Source organism: Bacteroides sp. RTP21281st1_H5_RTP21281_210402 (assembly GCF_040918965.1).
In the GTDB taxonomy this organism is placed as follows: domain Bacteria; phylum Bacteroidota; class Bacteroidia; order Bacteroidales; family Bacteroidaceae; genus Bacteroides; species Bacteroides congonensis.
Genome location: NZ_JBCOWR010000003.1, coordinates 114,172 through 139,335 on the forward strand (window position 1 = coordinate 114,172; position 25,164 = coordinate 139,335).

Annotated in this window: 21 protein-coding genes and 3 tRNA genes; 15 read left to right on the top strand and 9 right to left on the bottom strand. The window is 41.9% G+C overall.

Annotation, left to right across the window (positions count from 1 at the left end; genetic code table 11):
* Positions 1 to 21: 21 nt before the first annotated feature.
* Both AB5443_RS06060 and AB5443_RS06065 read right to left on the bottom strand, forming a co-directional pair.
* The gene (locus AB5443_RS06060) at positions 22 to 1,137 is read right to left on the bottom strand and encodes an agmatine deiminase family protein (RefSeq protein WP_277135582.1); all 1,116 of its coding nucleotides are present in this window, start codon (positions 1,135 to 1,137) and stop codon (positions 22 to 24) included.
* 59 nt (positions 1,138 to 1,196) lie between these two features.
* Positions 1,197 to 1,739 (bottom strand): ferredoxin domain-containing protein, encoded by a 543-nt coding sequence (locus tag AB5443_RS06065; RefSeq protein WP_195663783.1) that lies wholly within the window; start codon positions 1,737 to 1,739, stop codon positions 1,197 to 1,199.
* An 86-nt stretch (positions 1,740 to 1,825) separates the two neighbouring features.
* On the opposite strand from AB5443_RS06065, the gene AB5443_RS06070 reads away from it, so the two are divergent.
* The 3 genes from AB5443_RS06070 to AB5443_RS06080 are packed head-to-tail and all read left to right on the top strand — an operon-like array spanning position 1,826 to position 3,552.
* Positions 1,826 to 2,446, top strand: coding sequence for an ATP-binding cassette domain-containing protein (locus AB5443_RS06070; RefSeq protein ID WP_022137474.1), 621 nt, complete (start codon positions 1,826 to 1,828; stop codon positions 2,444 to 2,446).
* A gap of 33 nt (positions 2,447 to 2,479) precedes the next feature.
* The gene (locus AB5443_RS06075; RefSeq protein WP_022137473.1) at positions 2,480 to 3,274 is read left to right on the top strand and encodes an ABC transporter permease; all 795 of its coding nucleotides are present in this window, start codon (positions 2,480 to 2,482) and stop codon (positions 3,272 to 3,274) included.
* On the top strand, positions 3,271 to 3,552 hold the full coding sequence (locus AB5443_RS06080) for a hypothetical protein (RefSeq protein WP_277135581.1): 282 nt from the start codon (positions 3,271 to 3,273) through the stop codon (positions 3,550 to 3,552). The genes AB5443_RS06075 and AB5443_RS06080 overlap by 4 nt, the downstream gene beginning before the upstream one ends.
* 345 nt (positions 3,553 to 3,897) lie before the next feature.
* Here AB5443_RS06080 and AB5443_RS06085 read toward each other — a convergent pair whose 3' ends face one another.
* Entirely contained in the window at positions 3,898 to 4,311 is a 414-nt protein-coding gene (locus AB5443_RS06085) for a DUF4891 domain-containing protein (protein WP_044653872.1), read from the bottom strand.
* Positions 4,312 to 4,419: 108 nt separating this feature from the next.
* On the opposite strand from AB5443_RS06085, the gene AB5443_RS06090 reads away from it, so the two are divergent.
* The 5 genes from AB5443_RS06090 (at position 4,420) to AB5443_RS06110 (ending at position 12,229) form a co-directional block, all read left to right on the top strand.
* Positions 4,420 to 5,514, top strand: a complete 1,095-nt coding sequence (locus tag AB5443_RS06090; protein WP_277135579.1) for a Nif3-like dinuclear metal center hexameric protein — start codon at positions 4,420 to 4,422, stop codon at positions 5,512 to 5,514.
* A gap of 5 nt (positions 5,515 to 5,519) precedes the next feature.
* Positions 5,520 to 6,350 carry a zinc ribbon domain-containing protein gene (locus AB5443_RS06095; RefSeq protein ID WP_022137469.1) on the top strand — a complete coding sequence of 277 codons (831 nt, stop codon included), beginning with the start codon at positions 5,520 to 5,522 and terminating at the stop codon, positions 6,348 to 6,350.
* 138 nt (positions 6,351 to 6,488) lie between these two features.
* Positions 6,489 to 7,886, top strand: a complete 1,398-nt coding sequence (locus AB5443_RS06100; RefSeq protein WP_044653873.1) for an efflux transporter outer membrane subunit — start codon at positions 6,489 to 6,491, stop codon at positions 7,884 to 7,886.
* Positions 7,887 to 7,920: 34 nt separating this feature from the next.
* The gene (locus AB5443_RS06105) at positions 7,921 to 9,033 is read left to right on the top strand and encodes an efflux RND transporter periplasmic adaptor subunit (protein ID WP_277135577.1); all 1,113 of its coding nucleotides are present in this window, start codon (positions 7,921 to 7,923) and stop codon (positions 9,031 to 9,033) included.
* 46 nt (positions 9,034 to 9,079) lie between these two features.
* Complete coding sequence (locus AB5443_RS06110; RefSeq protein ID WP_283140068.1) at positions 9,080 to 12,229, top strand: efflux RND transporter permease subunit; 3,150 nt, start codon at positions 9,080 to 9,082, stop codon at positions 12,227 to 12,229.
* A 169-nt stretch (positions 12,230 to 12,398) separates the two neighbouring features.
* Here AB5443_RS06110 and AB5443_RS06115 read toward each other — a convergent pair whose 3' ends face one another.
* Positions 12,399 to 12,848 (bottom strand): type I restriction enzyme HsdR N-terminal domain-containing protein, encoded by a 450-nt coding sequence (locus tag AB5443_RS06115; RefSeq protein WP_044653192.1) that lies wholly within the window; start codon positions 12,846 to 12,848, stop codon positions 12,399 to 12,401.
* 62 nt (positions 12,849 to 12,910) lie between these two features.
* Here AB5443_RS06115 and AB5443_RS06120 point away from each other — a divergent pair, with 62 nt between their 5' ends.
* The 5 genes from AB5443_RS06120 to AB5443_RS06140 all read left to right on the top strand — a co-directional run bounded on the left by AB5443_RS06120 (position 12,911) and on the right by AB5443_RS06140 (position 18,164).
* Entirely contained in the window at positions 12,911 to 13,687 is a 777-nt protein-coding gene (locus AB5443_RS06120) for an AMP nucleosidase (protein ID WP_022137464.1), read from the top strand.
* Positions 13,688 to 13,709: 22 nt separating this feature from the next.
* A complete protein-coding gene (gene holA, locus AB5443_RS06125; RefSeq protein WP_277135572.1) occupies positions 13,710 to 14,729 on the top strand; it encodes a DNA polymerase III subunit delta in 1,020 nt (339 codons plus the stop codon).
* Positions 14,730 to 15,940: 1,211 nt separating this feature from the next.
* Positions 15,941 to 16,411, top strand: a complete 471-nt coding sequence (locus AB5443_RS06130; RefSeq protein WP_277135571.1) for a helix-turn-helix domain-containing protein — start codon at positions 15,941 to 15,943, stop codon at positions 16,409 to 16,411.
* 77 nt (positions 16,412 to 16,488) lie between these two features.
* Positions 16,489 to 17,265 (top strand): dihydroorotate dehydrogenase electron transfer subunit, encoded by a 777-nt coding sequence (locus AB5443_RS06135; RefSeq protein ID WP_044655173.1) that lies wholly within the window; start codon positions 16,489 to 16,491, stop codon positions 17,263 to 17,265.
* The gene (locus AB5443_RS06140; RefSeq protein ID WP_277135570.1) at positions 17,253 to 18,164 is read left to right on the top strand and encodes a dihydroorotate dehydrogenase; all 912 of its coding nucleotides are present in this window, start codon (positions 17,253 to 17,255) and stop codon (positions 18,162 to 18,164) included. Before AB5443_RS06135 ends, AB5443_RS06140 begins: the two co-directional genes overlap by 13 nt.
* 218 nt (positions 18,165 to 18,382) lie before the next feature.
* On the opposite strand, the gene trmD is transcribed toward AB5443_RS06140, so the two are convergent.
* Positions 18,383 to 19,060 (bottom strand): tRNA (guanosine(37)-N1)-methyltransferase TrmD, encoded by a 678-nt coding sequence (gene trmD, locus AB5443_RS06145; protein ID WP_277135569.1) that lies wholly within the window; start codon positions 19,058 to 19,060, stop codon positions 18,383 to 18,385.
* A gap of 74 nt (positions 19,061 to 19,134) precedes the next feature.
* On the opposite strand from trmD, the gene ligA reads away from it, so the two are divergent.
* The gene (gene ligA, locus AB5443_RS06150) at positions 19,135 to 21,135 is read left to right on the top strand and encodes an NAD-dependent DNA ligase LigA (protein WP_277135568.1); all 2,001 of its coding nucleotides are present in this window, start codon (positions 19,135 to 19,137) and stop codon (positions 21,133 to 21,135) included.
* A 59-nt stretch (positions 21,136 to 21,194) separates the two neighbouring features.
* Entirely contained in the window at positions 21,195 to 22,088 is an 894-nt protein-coding gene (dapA, locus tag AB5443_RS06155; RefSeq protein ID WP_073345374.1) for a 4-hydroxy-tetrahydrodipicolinate synthase, read from the top strand.
* 361 nt (positions 22,089 to 22,449) lie between these two features.
* On the opposite strand, the gene AB5443_RS06160 is transcribed toward dapA, so the two are convergent.
* From AB5443_RS06160 to AB5443_RS06175, 4 genes are all read right to left on the bottom strand, one after another.
* A tRNA-Arg gene (locus AB5443_RS06160) sits at positions 22,450 to 22,523 on the bottom strand.
* 22 nt (positions 22,524 to 22,545) lie between these two features.
* Positions 22,546 to 22,619, bottom strand: a tRNA-Arg gene (locus AB5443_RS06165).
* Between the two features lie 20 nt (positions 22,620 to 22,639).
* Positions 22,640 to 22,713: transfer RNA gene (locus AB5443_RS06170), tRNA-Arg, on the bottom strand.
* A 79-nt stretch (positions 22,714 to 22,792) separates the two neighbouring features.
* Positions 22,793 to 25,093 (bottom strand): patatin-like phospholipase family protein, encoded by a 2,301-nt coding sequence (locus AB5443_RS06175; protein WP_277133071.1) that lies wholly within the window; start codon positions 25,091 to 25,093, stop codon positions 22,793 to 22,795.
* Positions 25,094 to 25,164 lie beyond the last annotated feature (71 nt).

Here is a 25,164-nt window from a genome sequence, read left to right on the forward strand (position 1 = left end):
ATTCTATTTTAATCTACCAAATTATTTTAGAACTCCCATCGGATATTGCATGGTAACGCAGTGCAGAGAACCATGCTGTTTGATTAAGGCACGACAATCTATTCCGATGATTTGATGCTTTGGAAAAGCTTGTTGCAATACTTCTCCGGCTTTCCTGTCATTCTCCGGCTGGTTATAAGTCGGGTAAAGGACTGCTTCATTCAGAATCAGGAAATTGGCGTATGTGGCAGGCAGTCGTTCGCCATCTTCTTCTATCTTATCTGCCATGGGTAAAGCCAAAAGCCGGTAAGGCTCTCCTGCCAATGTGCGGAATGTTTTCAGTTGTTCTTCCATAGCAAGCAGTGCTTCGTAATGTTCGTCTGCTTCGTCCGTACACTTCACATATGCAATGGTGTCAGTAGAGCAAAAACGTGCTAAAGTGTCAATATGGCTATCTGTATCATCCCCTGCTAGATAACCATGATCCAACCAAAGCACCTTTTGCAGATGGAAGGTTGATTTCAGATATTCTTCTATCTCTACTTGGTTCAGTTTTCCGTTCCGTTGGGGAGAAAGCAGGCATTCGGAAGTGGTAAGCAAGGTGCCCATTCCGTCACTTTCTATGGAGCCGCCTTCAAGAACAAAGTCCAGGCAGTCTATGTACTGTCCTTTCAAGGCTCCGGCTTCTACGGCTTGTTTAGTGATTTGGTTATCAAGTTCGGCGGCAAATTTCAATCCCCAGCCGTTGAAGGTAAAATCAAGTAGCGAAGGATTACCGGTATCTATCATGGTGATAGCCCCGTGGTCGCGTGCCCATGTATCATTGGTCGCGCATTTCAGAAAGCGGACATTATCCATGTTGACAACAGTGCCTATCTGCTTCTTTACTTCTTCAGGCTCGGGAGTGACAATTAATAGTAACTCGCGTTCCGCTATCTCTTTGGCTATCTTGACAAAACATTCTTGTACCTCTTCCAGCATATATGCCCAGTCTGTGCCGACATGCGGCCACGTCAGTTGTATACCGCTTTGCATATGCCACTCGGCAGGTAAATGAGGGGCTCTCATTTCTACTTGTACGGTCATATTCTTACCGAAGTTCAATTGCAAATCTTTCTCCGAGCCACTAGGACTAGGCAGTCCAACCATAATTCCCATCAGACTTATGTTATTTAGTTATTTATATAATCGGTTTATTCATCTACCGGCAACCGGTATTAATCTTTATTTTCCTGCTTCGGCTTCCGGTCGAAGAACGGATTTTTGGAAGATGCGCTGACTGGAATCGCCATTACCATTTTGCAGTCTTTCAGCCAGTTCAGGCGTTGGGCCGCCAATCCGGCAGAGAACATCACGCGTGTGTCTACACGCAAATCGGCTGCCGTGGCACAGGCTGAACCTATTGCGATGCCAACGTCGATACTGTTCAGTGCACAAGGAACACCTTCTGTGCGTTCTGCACAAGTCGCAAATCCGCAATGACCGCAATTCAATCCTTGCGCCTGTTCGCGCGTTCCTATTAATATAACACATTCGGCGTTTAGTATGTTGTCGGCATCACGCAGAAAAAACTTCATTCCATGCTCTTCCACCATCGCTATCATAGTGTCCGACAATTGCTTGATTTCTTCATTAGTAATCAAAGCAACTTCAATAATGTCTATCCCTTTTCCCTTGGGAGCAGTGCGTGCGGCAGTCATCATTTGACGTGCTACCTGCAATATATGCTCATGACGAGCGTCTCTTTCGTTCAGTATCATAACTTTTCTTGAATTAATTAGTCAGGCAAAGATAACGTTTTTCAAGAAAATAGTACCTTTGCCGGAAAGAAAGAATTCAAAACGTCATGTTACATATCAATAATGCCTGTATTGCTTTTGGAACAGAAGTGCTTTTCTCCGGTTTTAACCTGAAACTGGAACGGGGAGAAACAGCCTGTATCGTAGGGCAGTCCGGCTGTGGAAAGACTTCGTTGCTGAATGCGGTAATGGGCTTTGTTCCGCTGAAAGAAGGCTCCATTCAAGTAGGAGAGACACTGCTCGACATATCGACCATTGATAGTGTCCGCCGGCAGATAGCATGGATTCCGCAGGAACTGGCCTTGCCGTTTGAATGGGTGAGAGAAATGGTTGCCCTTCCTTTTGAACTGAAAGTGAATCGTTCTATTCCATTCTCGGAGGAAAGGCTTTATGCTTGCTTTGACGAATTGGGGCTGGAGCATGAATTATATGCAAAGAGAGTGAACGAAGTATCGGGCGGCCAACGTCAACGAATAACACTGGCCGTAGCTGCCATGCTCAACAAACCTCTGATTATCATAGATGAACCGACTTCTGCCTTGGATGCCGGATCAACTGACAAAGTACTGTCCTTTTTCCGGAGACAGGCAGAAAAAGGGGCGGCTGTGCTGGCAGTGTCTCATGACAAGGACTTTGCACAGGGATGTCATTATGTAATAGAATTATAACACGAATCAGATAGAATTATAAGAATATACACTGTGGGAACGATTGACATTTCATATTATAATCTTTTTATAGGCTTGCTTCTGCTTGCCATTCCGTTCTTTTATCTATGGAAATTTAAGACGGGACTGCTGAAACCTGCCGTGATTGGTACGTTACGAATGATAATCCAATTATTTTTCATCGGTATGTACCTGAAATATCTGTTTCTGTGGAATAATCCCTGGATTAATTTTCTTTGGGTGATTATCATGATATTCGTAGCCGGACAGACCGCATTGGTACGTACCCAACTGAAACGTAGCATTCTCCTGATTCCGATTACTGTGGGATTTCTTTGCAGCGTTGTATTGGTAGGTTTATATTTTATCGGAGTCGTTCTTCAACTGGATAATATTTTCAGTGCTCAATATTTTATTCCTATATTCGGGATTCTGATGGGTAATATGCTTTCCAGCAATGTGATCGCCTTGAATACCTATTATAGCGGATTGAAACGTGAACAGCAATTATACAGATATTTATTAGGCAATGGAGCTACAAGGCAGGAAGCACAGGCGCCATTTATCCGGCAAGCCATTATTAAGTCTTTCAGTCCTTTGATTGCAAATATCGCGGTCATGGGCTTGGTTGCCCTTCCAGGCACGATGATCGGGCAGATTTTGGGTGGGAGTAGTCCGAACGTTGCCATCAAGTATCAGATGATGATAATGGTAATCACATTCACGGCATCCATGTTATCGCTGATGATTACTATCTCGCTGGCATCACGACGTTCTTTTGATGCATACGGAAAACTGTTGGAAGTAACCAAAGAACCGAAGAAATGACTGTTGTTGACCGGATATTCCATCAGGTAGCTGAAATTTCTATTCCCTGTTTCTTTATTACGGTGGAATTTGCGGTTATGGGCAGCGAAGTGCCCAAGCATATTGAAACTTTCTTGCAGGAAAAGTATAACGCAATTCTTCACGGTGCAAATGGTCGAAAATTCATCTATCGGGAAGAAGAATGGAGATTGATTTTTACTTTTTTTCCTACAGACAAAGTAGTCGATGAAAGGTATGCTTTGAAGAATAAAACCTCTCTCTATATAAAAAAGAAATAAAACTTGCTGTCATCTGTCACATCTTTATGCTTAAATGATTGATTGATGAGTGATTAGAGCGTGACAGCATGCTGTGACAGCAATGTGATGGCAGATGTTGCTGTCACAAGAAGGGATGGGGTAGCTTTGTTTTTCCGGTGAAGCATGTCTTGTTCTGTAGGGATAGCGACAGTTTCAACGGTCTGAAACTTTGGTTTCAACAGTCTGAAACTATAGTTTCCAACCGATGAAACTCTAGTTTCAAGCCTTGGAAACTTTTGTTTCACACGGGCGAAACTTCAGTTTCAAGGCGTGAAACCAATAGTTTCATGTGTTGAAACAAATGGTTGTACTGCTTGAAACAAATTATTTCCCCTTGAGCTTCTCATATAAGCAGCGAAGTTGGACGAATTGTTCTCCCGGTTGCACATATCCGCCTTCAAGCATTTTTTCCGATACTTGGAATTTAGAGAGATGATGCCGTATATACTTCTCCAGATCCGGCGATTGCTTTTTGACAAAAGCTTGTAAATCAACCTTTCCGTTTTCATAGATAAAAACTTTTGCTTTAATAGTACGGAAACCCCATTCTTTGCAGTGCTTCGTTTCCGCTTTATCTATCCAGAAGATGGCGGTGGCTTTTACTGTATCTGCAATACATTCTTCCGTATCATCAGCACTTATGTCTTTGGCAGTTTGCTTTTCAGCATTTTCGTTCTGCCTTAATTGGCAGGAAACAAGCAGGGCAACTAATAGAAAATAGGACAGGATAGCTTTCATCGTATTCAATTGTTATAGGATATGCGCCAAATTTACTAAAAAAATGAGAACAAAGGGCGGTTGTTCCTTTTATTTTCTTATCTTTGCAACCAAATTTTCTACCAAATAATGAAAATTAAGGAAATAGTAAGCGCCCTTGAACGATTCGCGCCTCTGCCATTGCAAGACGGATTTGATAATGCCGGCCTGCAAATAGGATTGACAGAAGCGGAAGCAACAGGGGCTTTGTTGTGTCTTGACGTTACCGAAGCTGTGTTGGATGAAGCTGTCGCGTTAGGGTATAATCTCGTTATATCGCATCATCCGCTCATCTTTAAAGGTTATAAATCCATTACAGGCAAGGATTATGTGGAACGTTGCATATTGAAAGCAATAAAGAATGATATTGTAATCTATTCGGCACACACCAATCTTGATAATGCCCAAGGTGGAGTCAATTATAAGATAGCCGAGAAGATAGGACTGAAGAATCTGAAAGTGCTTGAGCCGAAAGAGAATAGCTTGGTTAAGCTGGTGACTTTCGTACCTTACGCACAAGCCGATGGTGTACGCGAAGCACTGTTTGCTGCCGGATGCGGAAATATAGGTAACTATGATTCATGCAGTTATAATCTGAAAGGAGAGGGAACCTTCCGGGCAAACGAGGGAACACACCCTTTTTGCGGAACCATCGGAGAACTACACCGTGAGGATGAAGTGAGAATTGAAACCATTCTTCCTATATATAAGAAAGCGGAAGTCGTTAAGGCATTATTGTCTGCCCACCCTTATGAGGAACCGGCTTTTGACTTATATCCGTTGCAGAATAACTGGCAGCAGGCAGGTTCGGGAATTGTAGGTGAATTGGATGAGCCGGAAACGGAACTCGAATTCCTGAAACGCATCAAGAAAACCTTTGAAGTGGGTTGTGTCCGTCATAACAAATTGACAGGCAGAGAAATACAGAAAGTGGCATTATGTGGTGGTGCCGGAGCTTTCCTGCTTCCGCAGGCAATCCGGACGGGTGCGGATGTCTTTATTACAGGAGAAATCAAGTATCATGATTATTTCGGCCATGAAGGTGATATTCTGATGGCGGAAATCGGTCATTACGAAAGCGAACAATATACAAAAGAGATTTTTTATTCTATAATCCGGGATTTATTTCCTAATTTTGCGCTCCAATTGAGTAAAATAAATACGAATCCCATAAAATATTTATAAGTAAAATGGCTAGAGAAGCAAAAAAAGATCCGAATGAGTTGACGGTGGAACAGAAAGTGAAGACCCTGTACCAACTGCAAACTATGTTGTCTAAGATTGACGAGATCAAGACATTGAGAGGTGAACTTCCATTGGAAGTACAAGACCTTGAAGATGAGATTGCCGGTTTGAGTACCCGTATCGACAAGATTAAAGCTGAAGTAGACGAACTGAGAACTGCTATTTCCGGTAAGAAGGTAGAGATTGAAACGGCTAAAGCTTCGGTTGAAAAATATAAGTCACAACAAGACAACGTCCGTAACAACCGTGAATATGACTTCCTGACAAAAGAAATTGAGTTCCAGACACTGGAAATCGAACTTTGCGAGAAGAGAATCAGGGAATATTCTGCAGACAGGGAAGAAAAAGAGATTGAAGTAGAGAAGAACGAACAGATTCTGAACGAAAGAAAAAAAGACCTCGAACAGAAGAAGAGCGAACTGGACGAAATTATCTCTGAAACCAAGCAGGAAGAAGAGAAACTGAGAGACAAAGCCAAAGATTTGGAAACTAAAATCGAGCCGCGTCTGTTGCAATCATTCAAACGTATCCGTAAGAACTCCCGCAACGGACTGGGTATCGTGTACGTACAGCGTGATGCATGTGGTGGTTGCTTTAACAAGATTCCGCCTCAGAGACAGTTGGATATCCGTTCCCGTAAGAAAGTGATCGTTTGCGAATACTGCGGACGTATCATGATTGACCCGGAATTGGCTGGTGTACAGCTCGAACACAAGGTAGAGGAAGCTCCGGCACCGACTACAAAAAGAGCAATCAGAAGAAAAACAGCAGAATAAGAGTTGGCTGTTTCACTATATTTTTCAAAGCTCCGCCTGATGGCGGGGCTTTTTTTATACTTCTTTCTTAACGTTTCCGAAATAAACAAACCAAACCTTTAGTTGTTATCTTATCATTTCATAAAAACCTGAACTGATATGAATATACGAATGTGGGGCACATCGCTCCTTATGTTTCTTTCGACTGTATCTGCGGTTGGACAAACTGCAAACCGCTATCTGAAAGCGCCTCTCCCCGGCGAATGGGAAGAGAGTGGAGAGGTATTTCAACAAACGCTTCCGGTGGACGATCATTGGTGGAAATCTTTCCGGGACACCAAGTTGGATTCTTTGATTGCTTTGGCCGTAGACCGCAATTTCTCTGTCGCAATGGCCATCAACCGTATATCTGCCGCCCGTGCCAATCTTTGGATGGAGCGTAGCAATTTCTTTCCTTCCATCGGGCTGAATGCCGGATGGACTCGCCAGGAAACAAGCGGAAATACAAGTGCCTTGCCCCAATCTACGGAACATTATTACGACGCTTCGCTCAGCATGAGCTGGGAAATTGACATCTTCGGAAGTATCCGCAAACGGGTGAAAGCGCAAAAGGAGAATTTTGCCGCAAGCAAGGAGGAATATACAGGAGTGATGATTTCTATGGCAGCGGAAGTAGCCTCAGCCTATATCAACCTGCGGGAATTGCAGCAGCAACTTGAAGTGGTGAAAAAGAATGCCGCTTCGCAGGAAGAGGTGCTGAAAATCACGGAAGTACGCTATAATACCGGACTTGTTGCCAAATTGGATGTCGCACAGGCCAAGTCTGTTTTGTATAGTACAAGAGCTTCCATTCCGCAACTGGAAGCCGGCGTCAACCAGTATATTACAACATTGGCTGTTCTACTAGGCATGTATCCCCAGGAAATCCGTCCTGTCTTGGAAACGGTAGGAACACTGCCCGATTATATGGAACCCATCGGAGTGGGGATGCCTGTCGATTTATTATTGAGAAGACCCGATGTGCGGAGCGCGGAACGGAACGTAAACGCACAGGCGGCATTGCTCGGAGCTTCTAAAGCCGATTGGTTGCCGAAAGTTTTTCTGAAAGGTTCGTTTGGTTATGCTGCACGTGATTTGAAAGACTTGGTGAAAAGTAAAAGTATGACTTATGAGATTGCTCCGGCATTGAGTTGGACGATTTTCAGTGGCGGACAGTTAGTCAATGCCACAAGACTGGCGAAAGCCCAACTGGACGAAACGATTAACCAGTTTAATCAAACGGTGCTGACTGCCGTACAGGAAACTGATAATGCCATGAATTCCTATCGAAATTCTATCAAGCAGATTGTGGCACTGAGAGAGGTGCGCAATCAAGGCATTGAGACATTGAAACTTTCCTTAGAACTTTATAAACAGGGACTTTCACCTTTCCAGAATGTGCTTGACGCACAGCGTTCGCTATTATCTTATGAGAATCAGTTGGTACAGGCGGAAGGAAGTTCGTTGTTACAACTCATTGCCCTTTACAAAGCCTTGGGCGGTGGATGGCGAGAATAAATAGAATCTATAAATAAAATATAACCTAACGGATATGAAAAAACTAATGTATATCTTTCTTGCGCTGCCGATATTGACAGGCTGCAAGGAGAAGAAGAGCGCAGGAGCGATGGGAGGGATGCCTACTCCTGAAATTAGAGTGACCAAACCCATAGTGGAGGATATTACCCTGACGAAAGATTACCCGGGTTATCTGACAACGGAGCAAACGGTCAACTTGGTGGCAAGGGTAAATGGTACATTGCAGTCCACTTCCTACACTCCGGGAGGAAGGGTGAAGAAAGGGCAGTTATTGTTCGTTATCGAACCTACCTTATATAAGGATAAAGTGGAACAGGCGAAAGCGGATTTGCAAACTGCCCGGGCGCAACTGGAATATGCACGGAGTAATTATAGCCGTATGAAGGAAGCCATCAAGAGTGATGCGGTAAGTCAGATACAGTTACTTCAGTCGGAAGCGAATGTGACAGAAGGCATTGCAGCCGTGAATAATGCGGAAGCGGCTTTGAGTACGGCACATACGAATCTGGGATATTGCTATGTCCGGGCTCCTTTTGACGGGACTATCACGAAGTCGACAGTGGATATAGGAAGCTATGTAGGCGGAGCATTGCAGCCCGTGACACTGGCTACTATTTATAAGGACGACCAAATGTATGCGTATTTTAATGTAGCGGATAACCAATGGCTGGGAATGGCGATGAACAACAGTGAGCAATCGGCAAAGAATCTGCCACAGAAGATTATGGTACAACTGGGCAAAGACGGAACGGAATCTTATCCTGCCGTATTGGATTATCTGTCTCCGAATGTGGATATGAGTACGGGAACATTGATGGTGCGTGCCAATTTTGATAATCCGAAAGGAGTTCTGAAGAGTGGGTTGTACGTGAGTATTACTCTTCCTTATCGGGAAGCCAAAAATGCGGTATTAGTGAAAGAAGCTTCTATCGGAACCGATCAGTTGGGTAAATATCTGTATGTTGTAAATGACTCGGATATAGTTCATTACCGCCATATTGAGATCGGCCAACTGATGGGTGATACCTTGCGCCAGGTGATGAGCGGGATTTCTCCGCAAGAGCGGTATGTCACGGAAGCTCTGATGAAAGTCCGGGACGGAATGAAGGTGAAGCCCATACCATAAAGGGAAGTTCTTTCATTTTAAGTATTAATCCTAAACTCATAGATCTATGTTTTCTAAATTTTTTATAAACCGACCGATCTTTGCTACGGTGCTTGCCCTGCTCATCGTGGTAGCCGGTTTGGTGACACTAAATATATTGCCTGTTGCGCAGTTCCCGGAGATTACACCGCCAACGGTACAGGTATCCGCCGTTTATCCGGGAGCAAATGCCGAGACGGTGGCTCAAACGGTAGGTATTCCTATTGAGCAGCAAGTGAATGGTGTGGATGGTATGCTCTATATGTCTTCCAATTCCTCTTCTTCGGGAGCGTACTCGCTGACTATCACTTTTGCTGTCGGTACGGATATTGATATGGCAACCGTGCAAGTACAAAACAGGGTAAGTATTGCACAATCTTCGCTTCCCGAACCGGTAGTGGTGCAGGGAGTGACAGTACAGAAACAATCTTCGAATATTGTTATGTTCCTGACGATGATTTCACAGGATTCTGTCTACAATAGCTTGTATCTGACCAACTACGCTAAATTAAATCTTGTCGACCAACTGACACGTGTGCCGGGAGTCGGTGCGGTGAACGTTATGGGAGCGGGAGATTATTCCATGCGTGTCTGGCTGGATCCCGAAGCCATGCGGATTCGTAATATTTCACCGCAACAGGTCTATCAGGCCATACAGTCACAGAATGTGGAAGTTTCTGCCGGATATATAGGTCAGCCCATCGGACAGGATAACAAGAATGCGTTTCAATACACTCTCAATGTGCAGGGAAGGCTTAATTCGCCGGAGCAATTCGGTGATATCATCATCCGGACAGAGAAAGATGGAGCGATGCTTCGCCTGAAAGATATTGCCCGGATTGATTTGGGTTCCGCTTCTTACAGTGTAGTGTCCCGGCTGAATGGAAGACCTACGGCCGCCATCGCTATTTATCAGCAACCGGGTTCAAATTCATTGGATGTTTCGAAGGGGGTGAAAGCCAAAATGGAGGAATTGGCTGCCAATTTTCCGTCAGGAGTCTCTTATAATGTCACGTTGGACACGACGGATGTGATTCATGCTTCTATTGACGAAGTAATGGTGACGTTCTTTGAGACAACCTTGCTGGTGGTACTTGTTATTTTCCTGTTCCTTCAGAATTGGAGGGCGGTTATTATTCCTTGTCTCACTATTCCCGTTTCTTTGATTGGTACGCTTGCTGTGATGGCGGCATTTGGTTTCTCTATCAATACGCTGACTTTGTTCGGATTGATTTTGGCCGTTGCCATTGTGGTGGATGATGCGATAGTGGTGGTGGAAAATGCTTCGAGGTTGTTGGAAACCGGGCAATATTCACCTCGTGAGGCTGTGACGAGGGCAATGGGAGAGATTACGGGCCCGATTGTAGGTGTGGTTCTTGTGCTACTCGCCGTGTTTATTCCTACAATGCTGATTAGCGGTATTTCCGGCCAGTTGTATAAACAGTTTGCTTTGACTATCGCTGCTTCAACGGTGTTGAGCGGTTTTAATTCATTGACATTGACTCCTGCGCTTTGTGCGTTGTTCCTTGAAAAGAGTAAACCATCCAAGTTCTTCATTTACAGAGGATTCAATAAAGCTTATGATAAAACGCAAGGTGTGTATGACGGAATAGTGAAATGGTTGCTCAAACGTCCGGGATTCAGTTTTATATCTTATGCCATTCTGACGGTGATTGCTGTTTTGCTCTTTATGCATTGGCCTTCTACGTTTGTTCCCGATGAAGATGACGGGTATTTTATAGCTGTGGTTCAGTTGCCGCCGGCTGCCAGTTTGGAACGCACGCAAGCGGTTGGAGATAAGATAAATGCCATACTTGATTCGTACCCTGAAGTACAGAATTATATCGGTATCTCGGGTTTCTCCGTTATGGGTGGTGGAGAGCAGAGCAATTCGGCCACTTACTTTGTCGTATTGAAAAACTGGAGTCAGAGGAAAGGGAAGGAGCATACGGCTGCTGCCGTTGTCAATCGTTTCAACGGTGAAGCGTATATGACGATTCAAGCCGGACAAGTGTTTGCGATGGTGCCGCCGGCTATTCCCGGATTGGGAGCTTCGGGCGGTTTGCAACTTCAAATAGAAGACCGGAAAAATCTGGGACCGACAGAGATGCAGCAGGCTATCAATGCACTGTTGGCTTCTTATCACACCAAACCTGCTTTGGCTTCCATATCCAGTCAGTATCAGGCAAATGTACCACAATATTTTCTTAATATAGACCGTGATAAAGTGCAGTTTATGGGAATTGCCTTGAATGATGTATTTTCTACATTGGGATATTATATGGGAGCGGCCTATGTGAATGATTTTGTAGAATTCGGACGTATTTATCAAGTGAAAATTGAAGCACGCGATCAGGCTCAACGGGTCATTGATGATGTGTTGAAGTTGAGTGTGCCGAATTCGGCAGGAGAGATGGTTCCTTTCTCTTCCTTTACGAAAGTGGAAGAGCAGTTGGGACAGGATCAAATCAATCGGTATAATATGTATTCTACTGCGGCTTTGACTTGCAATGTAGCTCCCGGAAGTAGTAGCGGACAGGCTATTCAGGAAGTGGAAGCGCTGTTCAAGGAACAGTTGGGAGATGAGTTCGGTTACGAATGGACGTCTGTTGCCTATCAGGAAACGCAAGCGGGCAGTACGACGACTGTCGTTCTGATTATGGCTCTGATTGTTGCCTTTCTGGTGTTGGCTGCCCAATATGAGAGTTGGACGAGCCCGGTAGCGGCTGTCATCGGATTGCCGGTAGCACTGTTGGGAGCAATGATTGGCTGTTTGGTTATGGGTACTCCGGTGAGTATTTATACACAGATTGGTATTATTCTGTTGATTGCTCTTTCGGCAAAGAACGGAATCCTGATTGTGGAATTTGCCCGTGATTTTCGTGCCGAAGGAAACTCTATCCGCGAAGCGGCATTTGAAGCAGGACACGTTCGTCTGCGTCCGATTTTAATGACGTCTTTTGCTTTTGTCTTAGGGGTGATGCCATTATTATTCGCTACTGGAGCAGGTGCGGAGAGCCGTATAGCATTGGGTGCAGCAGTGGTATTCGGTATGGCTATGAATACGCTGTTGGCAACGGTTTATGTTCCTAACTTCTATGAATTGATGCAAAAATTGCAGGAGAGATTCAGCAAGAAGAAAGTGGATGATAATGGGAAGAAAGACATCGTAACGTAATAGTAAAAGTGCCTTGGGGGCTATCCGGAGCGGTGGCTATTATAGTGACGCTATCCGTTCGGGATGGCGTCACTATAACAGGCAAATAGCGTCACTATCTTGTGCGGATAGTGACGCTATTTTTATGCTATGGATAAAGTGTGTTTTTGAGGATTGAATGAACGGATGATTATAGGGAGTTGTAATCAGGAATATCTTTCAGAAAGGCATAGCTCTGATTTTCATAATCCATCCGGCAGCAGTAATGTTGCATCCCGTTGCTGACAATCAGATAATCTACTTTCAGTACCATATTGTATCGGGTAATTTGATCAAATACTGTCTGCGTGATTTCGATATGCGGAGCTTTATATTCTACAATCATCCGGGCGGATAAATCTCTCCGGTAGAGCACCGTATCACATCTTTTTGTGGTACCGTTCAACTTAACCATCACTTCATTGGCCAGAAGTGCGGACGGGTATCCTTTGTGTGCAATAAGAAAGTGAACGAAGTGTTGCCGTACCCATTCTTCAGGGGTAAGGGCGACATATCGTTTACGAATCACGTCGAAAATTACATTTTTTCCGTTTCGTACGTTTATTTTAGTGTCGAATACTGGTAGGTTTAACGATAACATTTATTATTTTTGTAAGTTAAATAACGGGTTCCTTTATTTGGAGCCACAAATTTAATGAAATTATGAAAACAAAAGAAGAAATCGTCGCTAATTGGCTACCGCGTTACACAAAACGTAACCTGGAAGATTTTGGGGAGTATATTCTGTTGACTAACTTCAACAAGTACGTAGAGATTTTCGCCAATCAATTTGATGTTCCGATATTAGGCAGGGATGCTAACATGATCTCTGCTACTGCTGAAGGCATAACAATGATTAATTTCGGTATGGGAAGCCCTAATGCCGCCATTATCATGGATTTATTGGGTGCCATTCGTCCGAAGGCTTGTCTGTTCCTTGGTAAATGCGGAGGTATCGACAAAAAGAATCAGCTAGGTGATTTGATTCTTCCTATTGCCGCTATCCGTGGTGAGGGAACTTCCAACGACTATTTTCCGCCTGAAGTTCCGGCGTTACCCGCATTTATGTTGCAACGTGCCGTTTCTTCATCTATCCGTGACAAAGGGCGTGACTACTGGACAGGTACTGTATATACCACCAACCGCCGCATTTGGGAGCATGACGAAACATTCAAGGAATATCTGAAAAAGACCCGTGCAATGGCGGTTGATATGGAAACAGCCACTTTGTTCAGTTGTGGTTTTGCCAATCATATTCCCACAGGTGCATTACTTTTAGTTTCTGACCAGCCGATGACTCCCGACGGAGTGAAAACGGATAAAAGTGACAACCTTGTCACCAGAAACTACGTAGAGGAACATGTGGAGATTGGCATCGCTTCTTTGCGTATGATTATTGATGAAAAGAAAACTGTAAAACACTTGAAATTTGACTGGTAACTCCCAGTCTTGAAAGATATATATGGCAAAACAAGAATTGACGTGCGATGATATTCTCAAGGAATTGAGGGCGAAGCAGTATCGTCCTATCTATTATCTGATGGGGGAAGAATCGTACTATATCGATCTGATCGCAGATTATATAACGGATAATGTGTTGAATGAGACGGAAAAGGAGTTCAACCTGACGGTTGTGTATGGTGCCGACGTAGATATAGCTACTGTTATAAATGCCGCGAAACGTTATCCGATGATGTCTGAACATCAGGTGGTAGTGGTGAAGGAAGCACAGGCAATCCGTAACATGGAAGAGTTGTCTTACTATCTCCAAAAACCGCTGCTCTCTACTATTTTAGTGATATGCCACAAGCACGGCACATTAGACCGAAGAAAAAAGTTGGCTGCCGAAATAGATAAAGTGGGCGTACTATTCGAATCGAAAAAGATAAAGGATGCACAACTACCGGCCTTTATATCTTCTTATATGAAGCGTAAAGGTGTGGATATGGAGCCTAAAGCGACGGCCATGTTGGCTGATTTTGTTGGCTCTGATTTAAGCCGCTTGACGGGTGAATTGGAAAAGTTGATTATTACTTTGCCCACTGGTCAGAGACGTGTGACCCCTGAACAAATAGAAAAGAATATTGGTATAAGCAAGGATTATAATAACTTCGAATTGAGGAGTGCGCTTGTGGAAAAGGATATTCTCAAGGCAAATAAGATAATAAAATATTTTGAGGAGAATCCGAAAACTAATCCGATACAGATGACGTTGTCTCTGCTTTTTAGCTTTTACTCCAACCTTATGCTGGCATATTACGCACCTGATAAATCGGAGCAGGGAATTGCCGGTATGTTGGGGCTAAAGACGCCTTGGCAAGCTAAAGATTATCTGGCTGCCATGCGAAAATACAGTGGAGTAAAGACGATGCAAATCGTTGGTGAAATACGATATGCTGATGCAAAATCAAAAGGAGTAAAGAACAGCTCAATGACAGACGGGGATATTCTCCGCGAATTAGTGTTTAATATTTTGCATTAGGAAGAACGGGATTTTGATATAAAAGGAAGGCATATACTTTTACTATATATAGAATAGAGTATATGCCTTTTTTATATTCGCGAAATTACGTTTTTATTCTGATAGTATAACTTCTATATTTTGAGTAAAAAATTGAACAATAAATTCACTCTATTTTCCTGTCTTCTCTTGATTGCTAATCTGTCTTTAGCGAACTTTTAATTTCTTCATTTTAATTCCGTTTAGTCGTTCCCGATATTATCCTTTAGTTGGATAATGAGATTTCTCCCATTGAAAAATTTGGATCCCTATTGAAATATAGTAGAAGCAAAAATAGGATCAGTCTAAAACTGTTATAGTCCATGACAAGATGGAAAATCCTTTTTAGATAATGATTTCAAAATATCATTTTGATAGTTCGATAGTTTTTAGTCGATAATTGCTGCTATTTTTCTATTTCAATTAAATAGAGAGCTTGAGTAATGTGTCTTAAATATCTATATTACAGTATGTTATGCGCAATTTCACCTTTCTAGAATTGAAAAAATACAATGAATTGGGAGATGGGACGGAAATATCGCAAGGATTTGACATTTAAGAGTGGAATGTAAAAGATGATTTGATGAAATCATAAAATACATTCGTAAATAATGGTGTTTATCCTTTATTTTATTGCAACTGCAACTTCTTGTATTTACGTTTGTGTATTTCTGCTTGTATATTTGTAATTAGTATATTTGTGAATGATATACATATGTGTTTAATTAGGTGTTGTCACAAATGTATATTTCTTGATTTACAAAACTAAATTGCATTATATAAATGTAGTAGGAGAGTGTTTAACACTCATATTTGCACATATTATATACTTGAATATCATGTATATATAGTGATTATATGATTCGTTGCTGTAAATCAATGGTTTATCGGCGATATATTTTTGTGAATATCGTAATTATGTTTATATTGTATATGCATAAAGTATTTATTATCAAATGATAATGACTGTTGGTTAAACAAGAAGTGTGATAGTAAAATATAGCTTATTATCTATTGTACAAACGTGATATTCTAAGTGTGAATAATTAAATACGTTTGTAATATTGATATTTTTATATTTGTAATTTGCTTTTGTGAAATGTAATATTTACCTTTGTATAGTGATTGATTTTATATGTATTTTTGTGAAACCAACATTTAGTACTACAATTGTAATTCAATAAAGGCCCAGTATGGAAATAAAAGACAGAATTAGAATGATTATGGAAAGGGAAAAAGTTCCCCCCAGAGTTTTTGCTGAAACAATCGGAGTTCAACAGTCTACTCTTTCTCATATTCTAAATGATAGAAACAAGCCGAGTCTGGAAGTAGTGATGAAAGTTCACCAAACCTATAGTTATGTAAATCTTGAATGGTTGCTATATGGGAAAGGCGAAATGCTGGCTTCTGCAGAAGGCTCTTCACTAGTTTCTCCTAATGGCGATTATCAGCCTTCTTTATTCGACGAGAATCCTGTAAATCCGTCCAAAGAGACGATTGCTCCGGAAAATCGCAGGGAAATGGCGTTAAGAAGCACCGAAAATACACCTAAAGAGATTGTAAAACAAGAGATTAGGTATATAGAAAAGCCTGCCAGGAAAATCACTGAAATAAGAATTTTCTTTGATGATAATACCTATGAAACGTTTAGACCTGAAAAATAAGAGGTAAAATCGCTGGTTTGAGCAAATTCCTGTATCTTTGCACCCGGAATACGAATTTATACTTTTTATATCCATACATGAAGAAATTTATTTTAGATCTGACGGTTACGGAGAATATCAAACTGCATGCTAATTATGTATTGCTAAAACTGACTTCTTCGTCGTTACTGCCCGAAATGTTGCCCGGGCAGTTTGCTGAACTCCGGGTGGACGGTTCGCTTACTACTTTCCTGCGTCGCCCTATTTCTATTAATTTTGTAGATAAACAACGAAATGAAGTATGGTTTCTGATCCAAATGGTTGGAGACGGAACAAAGCGCCTGGCAGAGATAAATCCGGGCGATGTAATCAACACGATACTTCCGCTGGGAAATGGCTACACAATGCCGCAAAAGCCTTCAGATAAGCTCCTGTTAGTTGGTGGTGGTGTCGGAACAGCTCCTATGTTATATTTAGGTGAACAATTGGCTAAAAACGGGCATAAACCTACCTTCCTTTTGGGTGCCCGTAGCGATAAAGACTTGTTGCAACTGGATGAATTTGCTAAATATGGTGAAGTGTATACTACTACGGAAGATGGCAGCCATGGAGAAAAAGGATATGTCACCCAACATTCTATATTAAATAAGGTACGGTTTGAGCAGATTTACACTTGTGGCCCTAAGCCCATGATGGTGGCCGTGGCGAAATATGCCAAAAGTAATCAGATAGAATGTGAAGTATCTTTGGAAAATACAATGGCTTGTGGTATCGGAGCATGCTTATGCTGTGTGGAAAATACGACAGAAGGTCACTTGTGTGTATGTAAAGAAGGTCCTGTTTTTAATATAAATAAACTACTATGGCAGATTTGAGTGTAAACATTGGTGAATTACAAATGAAGAATCCGGTGATGACAGCATCCGGTACATTTGGATATGGTGAAGAGTTCTCAGATTTCATTGATATAGCGCGAATAGGCGGTATTATTGTAAAGGGCACTACTCTTCACAAACGTGAAGGAAATCCTTATCCGCGTATGGCCGAAACTCCTTCGGGCATGTTAAACGCTGTAGGACTGCAAAATAAGGGTGTCGACTACTTCGTAGAATATATATATCCCCGCATAAAGGACATCCAGACGAATATGATTGTAAACGTTTCGGGTTCTGCTATCGAAGATTATGTAAAAACAGCCGAAATCATTAATGAACTTGACAAAATTCCTGCCATAGAATTAAACATCTCTTGCCCTAATGTGAAGCAAGGTGGTATGGCTTTTGGTGTGTCAGCAAAAGGTGCGTCAGAAGTAGTGAAAGCTGTGCGTTCTGCTTACAAAAAGACACTTATCGTAAAACTCTCTCCAAACGTCACTGACATCACCGAAATAGCCCGTGCAGCAGAAGAAAGTGGTGCAGATAGTGTGTCATTAATCAATACATTACTGGGAATGGCGATTGATGCGGAGCGTAAACGGCCTATTTTATCGACTGTAACAGGCGGGATGTCCGGTGCTGCCGTAAAACCTATTGCATTGCGTATGGTATGGCAGGTCGCTAAAGCGGTAAATATTCCTGTCATTGGTTTGGGCGGTATTATGGACTGGAAAGATGCGGTTGAGTTTATGCTTGCAGGTGCATCTGCCATCCAGATTGGTACGGCAAATTTCATAGATCCGGCTGTTACTATCAAAGTGGAAGATGGTATAAATAATTACTTGGAAAGACACGGATGTAAGTCCGTAAAGGAAATTATTGGTGCGCTTGAGGTATAATTGCAAACATACAATAACCATTCGCACTGGGTGCACAAGAAAAATGCTATTTCCCTTCCAAGTTTTGGAGTGTAGGACTGAGCGTGAAATGATGAGTGAATAAGGTGCTTGTGTTTAGAGGAAAAGGCAACCGGTAAACCCTTCGGATGGTGGACATAATAAAAACGACGGTGAGAATCAAATGAATTCTCACCGTCGTTTTTATTTACATTATAGTTTTAGTCTTCCAATAAGTCGGGACGAAGCTTTTTGGTGCGTTCCAAGGATTGTTGCAACTCCCATTCTTTAATCTTCGCTTCATGGCCTGATAATAGAATAGCGGGAACTTTCCAACCTTTATAATCGGCAGGACGAGTATATACAGGAGCTGCCAATAAATTGTCCTGGAAAGAATCGGAAAGCGCGGATTGTTCATCGGAGATAACTCCGGGAATGATACGTACGATAGCATCGGCCATAACTGCTGCGGCCAGTTCGCCACCTGTCAGGACATAATCTCCGATACTGATTTCTTTAGTAATCAGATGCTCGCGAATACGATAATCAATACCTTTGAAATGACCGCAAAGAATGATCAGGTTCTGCGCTAAAGAAAGGCTATTGGCCATCGGTTGGTCGAATTGTTCTCCGTCAGGGGTTGTGAAGATCACCTCGTCGTACTCCCGTTCCGCTTTAAGGGCATTGATGCAACGTTCGATTGGCTCTATTTTCATGACCATTCCGGCGAAACCGCCAAAAGGGTAATCATCGACACGACGATATTTATCTTCAGTATAGTCACGCAGATTGTGGATATGTATTTCTGCAAGTCCCTTGTTTTGAGCCCGTTTCATAATGGAACAATTGAAGAAGCCTTCAATCATTTCGGGTAAAACTGTTATAATATCAATACGCATAATCTTTAATTTTTCGCAAAAGTACAAATATTCAAAGATAAACCTGTATTTTTGCCTTAAACAATCGAAGAAATATGGATATAAAGGAAAAAATAGAGGAATTGCGTGCTGAACTTCATCGGCATAATTATAATTATTATGTGTTGAACGCTCCCGAAATCTCGGATAAGGAGTTTGATGACAAGATGCGTGAACTCCAGGATTTGGAACAGGCGCATCCGGAGTATAAAGACGAAAACTCGCCTACTATGCGTGTAGGTAGCGATCTGAACAAGAACTTTACGCAGGTGGCACACAAATATCCTATGTTGTCATTGGCAAATACGTATTCGGAAGCCGAGGTGACAGATTTTTATGAACGTGTTCGCAAGGCGCTCAATGAGGATTTTGAGATCTGCTGTGAAATGAAATATGATGGTACATCGATCTCATTGACTTATGAAAATGGGAAATTGATTCGTGCCGTCACCCGTGGTGACGGTGAAAAAGGGGATGATGTGACGGATAATGTGAAGACGATCCGTTCCATTCCGCTTGTGCTTCATGGTGATAATTATCCTGCCACTTTTGAAATTCGTGGGGAGATTCTGATGCCGTGGGAAGTGTTTGAGGAATTGAACCGTGAGAAGGAAGCGCGTGAGGAGCCACTTTTTGCTAATCCGAGAAACGCGGCTTCCGGTACATTGAAGTTGCAGAATTCTTCTATTGTTGCTTCTCGCAAGCTGGACGCGTATTTGTATTATCTGCTGGGAGATAATCTTCCTTGTGACGGACACTATGAAAATCTTCAGGAAGCTGCAAAATGGGGCTTTAAAATATCTGATTTGACACGTAAATGCCAGACATTGGACGAGGTTTTTGAATTTATCAACTATTGGGATGTCGAACGCAAGAATCTGCCGGTTGCCACAGATGGAATTGTTTTAAAAGTTAATAGCTTGCGGCAACAGAAGAATTTGGGCTTTACGGCTAAATCTCCGCGTTGGGCTATTGCTTATAAGTTTCAGGCTGAACGTGCTTTGACACGCTTGAATAAGGTGACTTACCAGGTAGGCAGAACAGGCGCAGTCACTCCAGTGGCGAACTTGGATCCGGTACAGCTTTCGGGAACGGTTGTGAAACGTGCGTCTTTGCATAATGCGGATATTATTGAAGGACTCGATTTGCACATTGGAGATATGGTTTATGTCGAAAAAGGTGGTGAAATCATTCCTAAAATCACGGGTGTCGACAAGGATGCGCGTAGTTTTATGCTTGGTGAGAAGGTTAAGTTCATCACTACTTGCCCCGAATGTGGCAGCAAATTAGTCAGATATGAAGGAGAAGCTGCGCACTATTGCCCTAATGAAACGGCTTGTCCCCCGCAAATTAAAGGTAAAATAGAGCATTTCATTAGTCGGAAGGCTATGAATATAGATGGATTGGGCCCGGAAACGGTAGATATGTTCTATCGGTTAGGTTTAATTGAAAATACGGCCGATTTGTATAAGCTTACAACTGATGATATCAAGGGATTGGAGCGTATGGGTGAGAAATCAGCGGAGAATATTATAACAGGAATTGCGCAAAGTAAAACGGTTCCTTTTGAACGGGTAATCTTTGCTTTAGGAATACGCTTTGTCGGTGAAACTGTGGCGAAGAAGATAGCGAAGTCGTTTGAAAATATAGATGAACTGCAGCAGGCAGACCTTGAAAAACTGGTTAGTATTGATGAAATCGGAGAAAAAATAGCCCAAAGTATCTTGCTGTATTTTGCGAATGAGTCTAATCGTGAGTTGGTTAGCCGCTTGAAAGATGCCGGATTACAGCTTTATCGCACTGAAGAAGATTTAAGTGGATATACGGATAAGTTGGCAGGACAGTCTATTGTTATCAGTGGCGTATTTACTCATCATTCACGGGATGAATATAAAGAACTTATCGAGAAAAACGGTGGCAAAAATGTAGGAAGTATTTCTGCGAAAACAAGTTTCATCCTTGCCGGAGACAATATGGGGCCTGCGAAACTGGAAAAAGCGGAAAAACTTGGAATAACCATACTTAGCGAAGACGAATTTCTGAAACTTATATCGTAAGATAAGAAAAATATTCGTACTTTTGCGGCTAAATAAATTAGAGATTATAATTAAAACTCATGATACAGACTAAATTGAAAGGAATGGGGGTAGCACTGATTACTCCTTTCAAAGAGGATGAGAGCGTTGACTATGACGCATTGATGCGCATGGTGGACTATCTATTACAGAATAATGCGGATTTTTTGTGTGTGCTGGGAACTACAGCCGAAACCCCGACTCTTACAGAGGAAGAAAAGAAAACCATAAAAAAAATGGTGATTGACCGCGTTAATGGAAGGATTCCTATTCTGTTGGGTGTAGGTGGTAATAATACTCGTGCTATTGTCGAGACATTAAAAAATGATGATTTCACAGGAGTCGACGCTATATTGTCTGTTGTGCCATATTACAATAAACCTTCGCAAGAAGGCATTTACCAGCATTATAAGGCAATCGCCGAAGCTACGGAGCTTCCTATCGTGTTATATAATGTTCCGGGTCGTACGGGCGTAAATATGACTGCTGAAACGACTTTGCGTATTGCCCGTAACTTCAGCAATGTGGTTGCTATAAAAGAAGCATCCGGCAATATCACGCAAATGGATGATATTATCAAGAACAAGCCTGAAAACTTCAATGTGATTTCCGGTGATGACGGCATTACTTTCCCTCTCATCACTTTAGGGGCTGTGGGCGTTATTTCGGTTATCGGCAATGCTTTTCCTCGTGAATTCAGCCGTATGACACGCCTGGCGCTTCAGGGAGACTTTGCCAATGCACTGACTATCCATCACAGATTTACAGAATTATTTGATCTGCTATTCGTAGATGGGAATCCTGCCGGCGTGAAATCAATGCTGAATGCTATGGGAATGATTGAAAATAAACTTCGATTACCGCTAGTTCCTACCCGTATTACTACGTTTGAGGCAATACGGAAGGTTTTGAATGAATTGAATATAAAATGCTGATTTAAATATTAGTCCTTGGCGAATTAAACGTATTTTTTTATTTCTTTTAAATAAGGGAAGCTCAAAGGCTTCCCTTATTTTTTTGACATTTTGAAAGAAAAACGCTAATTCACCGTTGGGCAACGAGAAATTTGCCGTTGCCCAACGGTGAATTCATGGTTGCCCAACGGTGAATTAGGCGATGAGGTGCTTTAAATAATGATATTTTCTAACATGATTTATACGAAAAAGCATAAAATAAAGCTAGCATCTTTGGATTCCCCAAATTTTCAGACTGAGTCCTGAACCTTCCCTGAGCCGATTTCTTCGATGAAATGGGGATAAAAAAGAAATCCTCTACAAATAAATGCAGAGGATTTTGTGATCGCGACAGGATTCAAACCTGTAACCGGCTGATCCGTAGTCAGCTACTCTATTCAGTTGAGCTACGCGACCCAATATGTGATTTCTTTTTCAGTGACCGCGACAGGATTCAAACCTGTAACCGGCTGATCCGTAGTCAGCTACTCTATTCAGTTGAGCTACGCGGCCAATCTGTTAAATCAAATAAGTGATCGCGACAGGATTCAAACCTGTAACCGGCTGATCCGTAGTCAGCTACTCTATTCAGTTGAGCTACGCGACCGTTATTTTGTTTTAACGGGTGCAAAGATACGGACTTTTCCCGAACTAGCAAGCATTTCAACGTTTTTTTTGTAGAAAAATTATTCTATGAACCGATAATTGAATAGTTGCCAACCTATGCTCAATCCGACATTCCACTCCCTTTTCGGTGAGCTATAATGATTTACATATGCAGAGATGTCTCCGAACGGCAATTGGCATACAACAGAAATTTCTCCCAAATATTCGAATTTTGAGAAAGCTTTTCCGTAATATGCTTTATTCAACGAGTTTCTTTCGATCGGATAAATGGGCATAAAACCGTAAAATTCTCCTCGCAGGTGGAACATTTGATTCAAACGATATACAGGTCGAATACCGGCACTTACGAATTGATTGGCACGGAAAGCTTCGTTATAGGTCATTTTGCTGTGCAGTGTGGGAGAAAACTCTCCGGCTTGCATCATTGTTGCTGTATAGTTCTCCGAGAAGTTCTTAGAGGCGTATAATGCTTTCAAATACCATCCCAAAACCCAATGCTCACTCATATTATGATATTTTTCTTTCATATAGGATAATTGCAACCAGGAATGGTGGTCTTTATTGTTACTTCCTGTGGTAGTTCCTTCTCCTGGATAGAATCTCTCCCTACCAACGAAAATCTGCGCTACAAGAGCTTCCCTGTATCCACGTGTCGGATACTGCCGGGAGTTAAGTGTACTTCCGTTAAAACTAATCGAACCGCCAAATAAGTCATAGCGGCTTTTATCAAATTTGTCATTTCCAAAGTCAATGACACTTTTCTGAAAATATTTATCCTCAATTTTTGCAATTCCTATCCCGAATTCAGCACGTTTGCTCGAAAGAAAAGGTAAACCGACCTGTAATTTCAGGAATCGTTCGTCTTTTTGGTTAAAAGCAGGCTTGTCATTTCTTGAAAAGAGCTTGTCTTTTTTAAAATAATCGAAAGTACTGATTGAACCTATAAGGCGGTATGAGGTCGGAATGGCTGTGGCAAAGTCTATCTTGGCCATAAACTGGACGTTGTTATATACTTTTCCAAGTTGTCCGTCGAGAATAAATTCTTTGGCATAGTAATTCAAATCCTGATAACTCAATCCCAGATATATTTGATTGGAATTGGAAGTAGATATATTACCACCCAATCTGACAGCGAAATTATTCTCTAATTTGACTTTCAGGTGTAGATCATATGTGTCGTCTTCCGGGTTATAAATCGCATGAGGGATAATTTCAGAAATCATTTTATCTGAAAGCAACCGGAAATAGCCCTGTTTTAAATCCTCATAGGTGAATTCTTTATTGTCTGATTTATGAAATTCTTTTTTAATATAAACCTGTTGTTGGGGATTGGCTCCGTCAATAATGATGTTTTTGAAGCGTAGCTCCGGGAGATTACTCCGGTAGACCATTCTTCGTAAACGTATGTTATCATAGTTGACACGGCGATGAATACGGCTTTTAATGGAATCCATCATGCTGATGGTTCGATTATATCCGATATCATGTAATTCATCGATGCGTTGAAAATCCATAAGATTGACATTGTCATATTTGAAGGTCATTGAAATTCCCACTGAATCAGGAATAGAATAATCGGTTTTTTGCATCACCATATTTTCTATCTGGCTCATAAGGTCGTCTTCCTTGGGTTTGGTGGGATTGGTTGATACTACACTTCCTATGATAATATCTGGATGAAAATCATCCCGCATGACATCTGTGGGGAAATTATTATAAATTCCACCGTCATAGGCTAATACGTTGTCTATTTCAATAGGTTTGAACATGAATGGAAAACTCATTGAAGCTCTGACAGCATCTCCCAAGTCTCCGTTTTGCATTACTAACTGCTTCTTGTTATATACATCGGATGCAATGCAACGGAAAGGGACGAAAAGTTTATCAAAATCCCCTTTGCAAGCGGCTGTTGCACGTGCATACAAGTCTACAAAAACGAGATTCATCTGAATTGGATTCACTACACTGGTAGGCAGAAACTGAGGTTTCAGGCTCTTTAGTGAATCTTTGAATGAGAAACGTATATTGAAAAACTCAGGAGTGGGAAGATTCTTCTTGAAGTGATATACGTATTTTTCTTCCACTTCTCCGGAATACCATCGTTTGAAATCTTCGGATTTCAGCAGTTCCACCATGTCGTCAGGAGAGTATCCCATGGCGTACAAAGAGCCGACGATAGCTCCCATGGAGGTGCCTGCAATATAATCAATGGGAATGTTGTTTTCTTCCAAAGCGCGAATAATACCGATGTGTGTTAATCCTTTTGCGCCGCCGCCACTTAGTACAAGTCCTACCTTTTGGGCGTGGATAGCCGGAATGGTCAGCCATAAAGTAATTAACACTAAAAGAATTTTTCTCATAACCCGAATCAAGCAATTGGTATTTCTGTCTATTAAGTGTTCAAATATATGCAATACTTTTCAATTTATCG

Excerpts from the sequence above, each read along its gene's own strand:
- AB5443_RS06060 (WP_277135582.1), bottom strand. The coding sequence starts at position 1,137 with ATGGGAATTATGGTTGGACTGCCTAGTCCTAGTGGCTCGGAGAAAGAT.
- AB5443_RS06065 (WP_195663783.1), bottom strand. The coding sequence starts at position 1,739 with ATGATACTGAACGAAAGAGACGCTCGTCATGAGCATATATTGCAGGTA.
- AB5443_RS06070 (WP_022137474.1), top strand. The coding sequence starts at position 1,826 with ATGTTACATATCAATAATGCCTGTATTGCTTTTGGAACAGAAGTGCTT.
- AB5443_RS06080 (WP_277135581.1), top strand. The coding sequence starts at position 3,271 with ATGACTGTTGTTGACCGGATATTCCATCAGGTAGCTGAAATTTCTATT.
- AB5443_RS06085 (WP_044653872.1), bottom strand. The coding sequence starts at position 4,311 with ATGAAAGCTATCCTGTCCTATTTTCTATTAGTTGCCCTGCTTGTTTCC.
- AB5443_RS06090 (WP_277135579.1), top strand. The coding sequence starts at position 4,420 with ATGAAAATTAAGGAAATAGTAAGCGCCCTTGAACGATTCGCGCCTCTG.
- AB5443_RS06095 (WP_022137469.1), top strand. The coding sequence starts at position 5,520 with ATGGCTAGAGAAGCAAAAAAAGATCCGAATGAGTTGACGGTGGAACAG.
- AB5443_RS06100 (WP_044653873.1), top strand. The coding sequence starts at position 6,489 with ATGAATATACGAATGTGGGGCACATCGCTCCTTATGTTTCTTTCGACT.
- AB5443_RS06105 (WP_277135577.1), top strand. The coding sequence starts at position 7,921 with ATGAAAAAACTAATGTATATCTTTCTTGCGCTGCCGATATTGACAGGC.
- AB5443_RS06110 (WP_283140068.1), top strand. The coding sequence starts at position 9,080 with ATGTTTTCTAAATTTTTTATAAACCGACCGATCTTTGCTACGGTGCTT.
- AB5443_RS06115 (WP_044653192.1), bottom strand. The coding sequence starts at position 12,848 with ATGTTATCGTTAAACCTACCAGTATTCGACACTAAAATAAACGTACGA.
- AB5443_RS06120 (WP_022137464.1), top strand. The coding sequence starts at position 12,911 with ATGAAAACAAAAGAAGAAATCGTCGCTAATTGGCTACCGCGTTACACA.
- holA (WP_277135572.1), top strand. The coding sequence starts at position 13,710 with ATGGCAAAACAAGAATTGACGTGCGATGATATTCTCAAGGAATTGAGG.
- AB5443_RS06130 (WP_277135571.1), top strand. The coding sequence starts at position 15,941 with ATGGAAATAAAAGACAGAATTAGAATGATTATGGAAAGGGAAAAAGTT.
- AB5443_RS06135 (WP_044655173.1), top strand. The coding sequence starts at position 16,489 with ATGAAGAAATTTATTTTAGATCTGACGGTTACGGAGAATATCAAACTG.
- AB5443_RS06140 (WP_277135570.1), top strand. The coding sequence starts at position 17,253 with ATGGCAGATTTGAGTGTAAACATTGGTGAATTACAAATGAAGAATCCG.
- trmD (WP_277135569.1), bottom strand. The coding sequence starts at position 19,060 with ATGCGTATTGATATTATAACAGTTTTACCCGAAATGATTGAAGGCTTC.
- ligA (WP_277135568.1), top strand. The coding sequence starts at position 19,135 with ATGGATATAAAGGAAAAAATAGAGGAATTGCGTGCTGAACTTCATCGG.
- dapA (WP_073345374.1), top strand. The coding sequence starts at position 21,195 with ATGATACAGACTAAATTGAAAGGAATGGGGGTAGCACTGATTACTCCT.
- AB5443_RS06175 (WP_277133071.1), bottom strand. The coding sequence starts at position 25,093 with ATGAGAAAAATTCTTTTAGTGTTAATTACTTTATGGCTGACCATTCCG.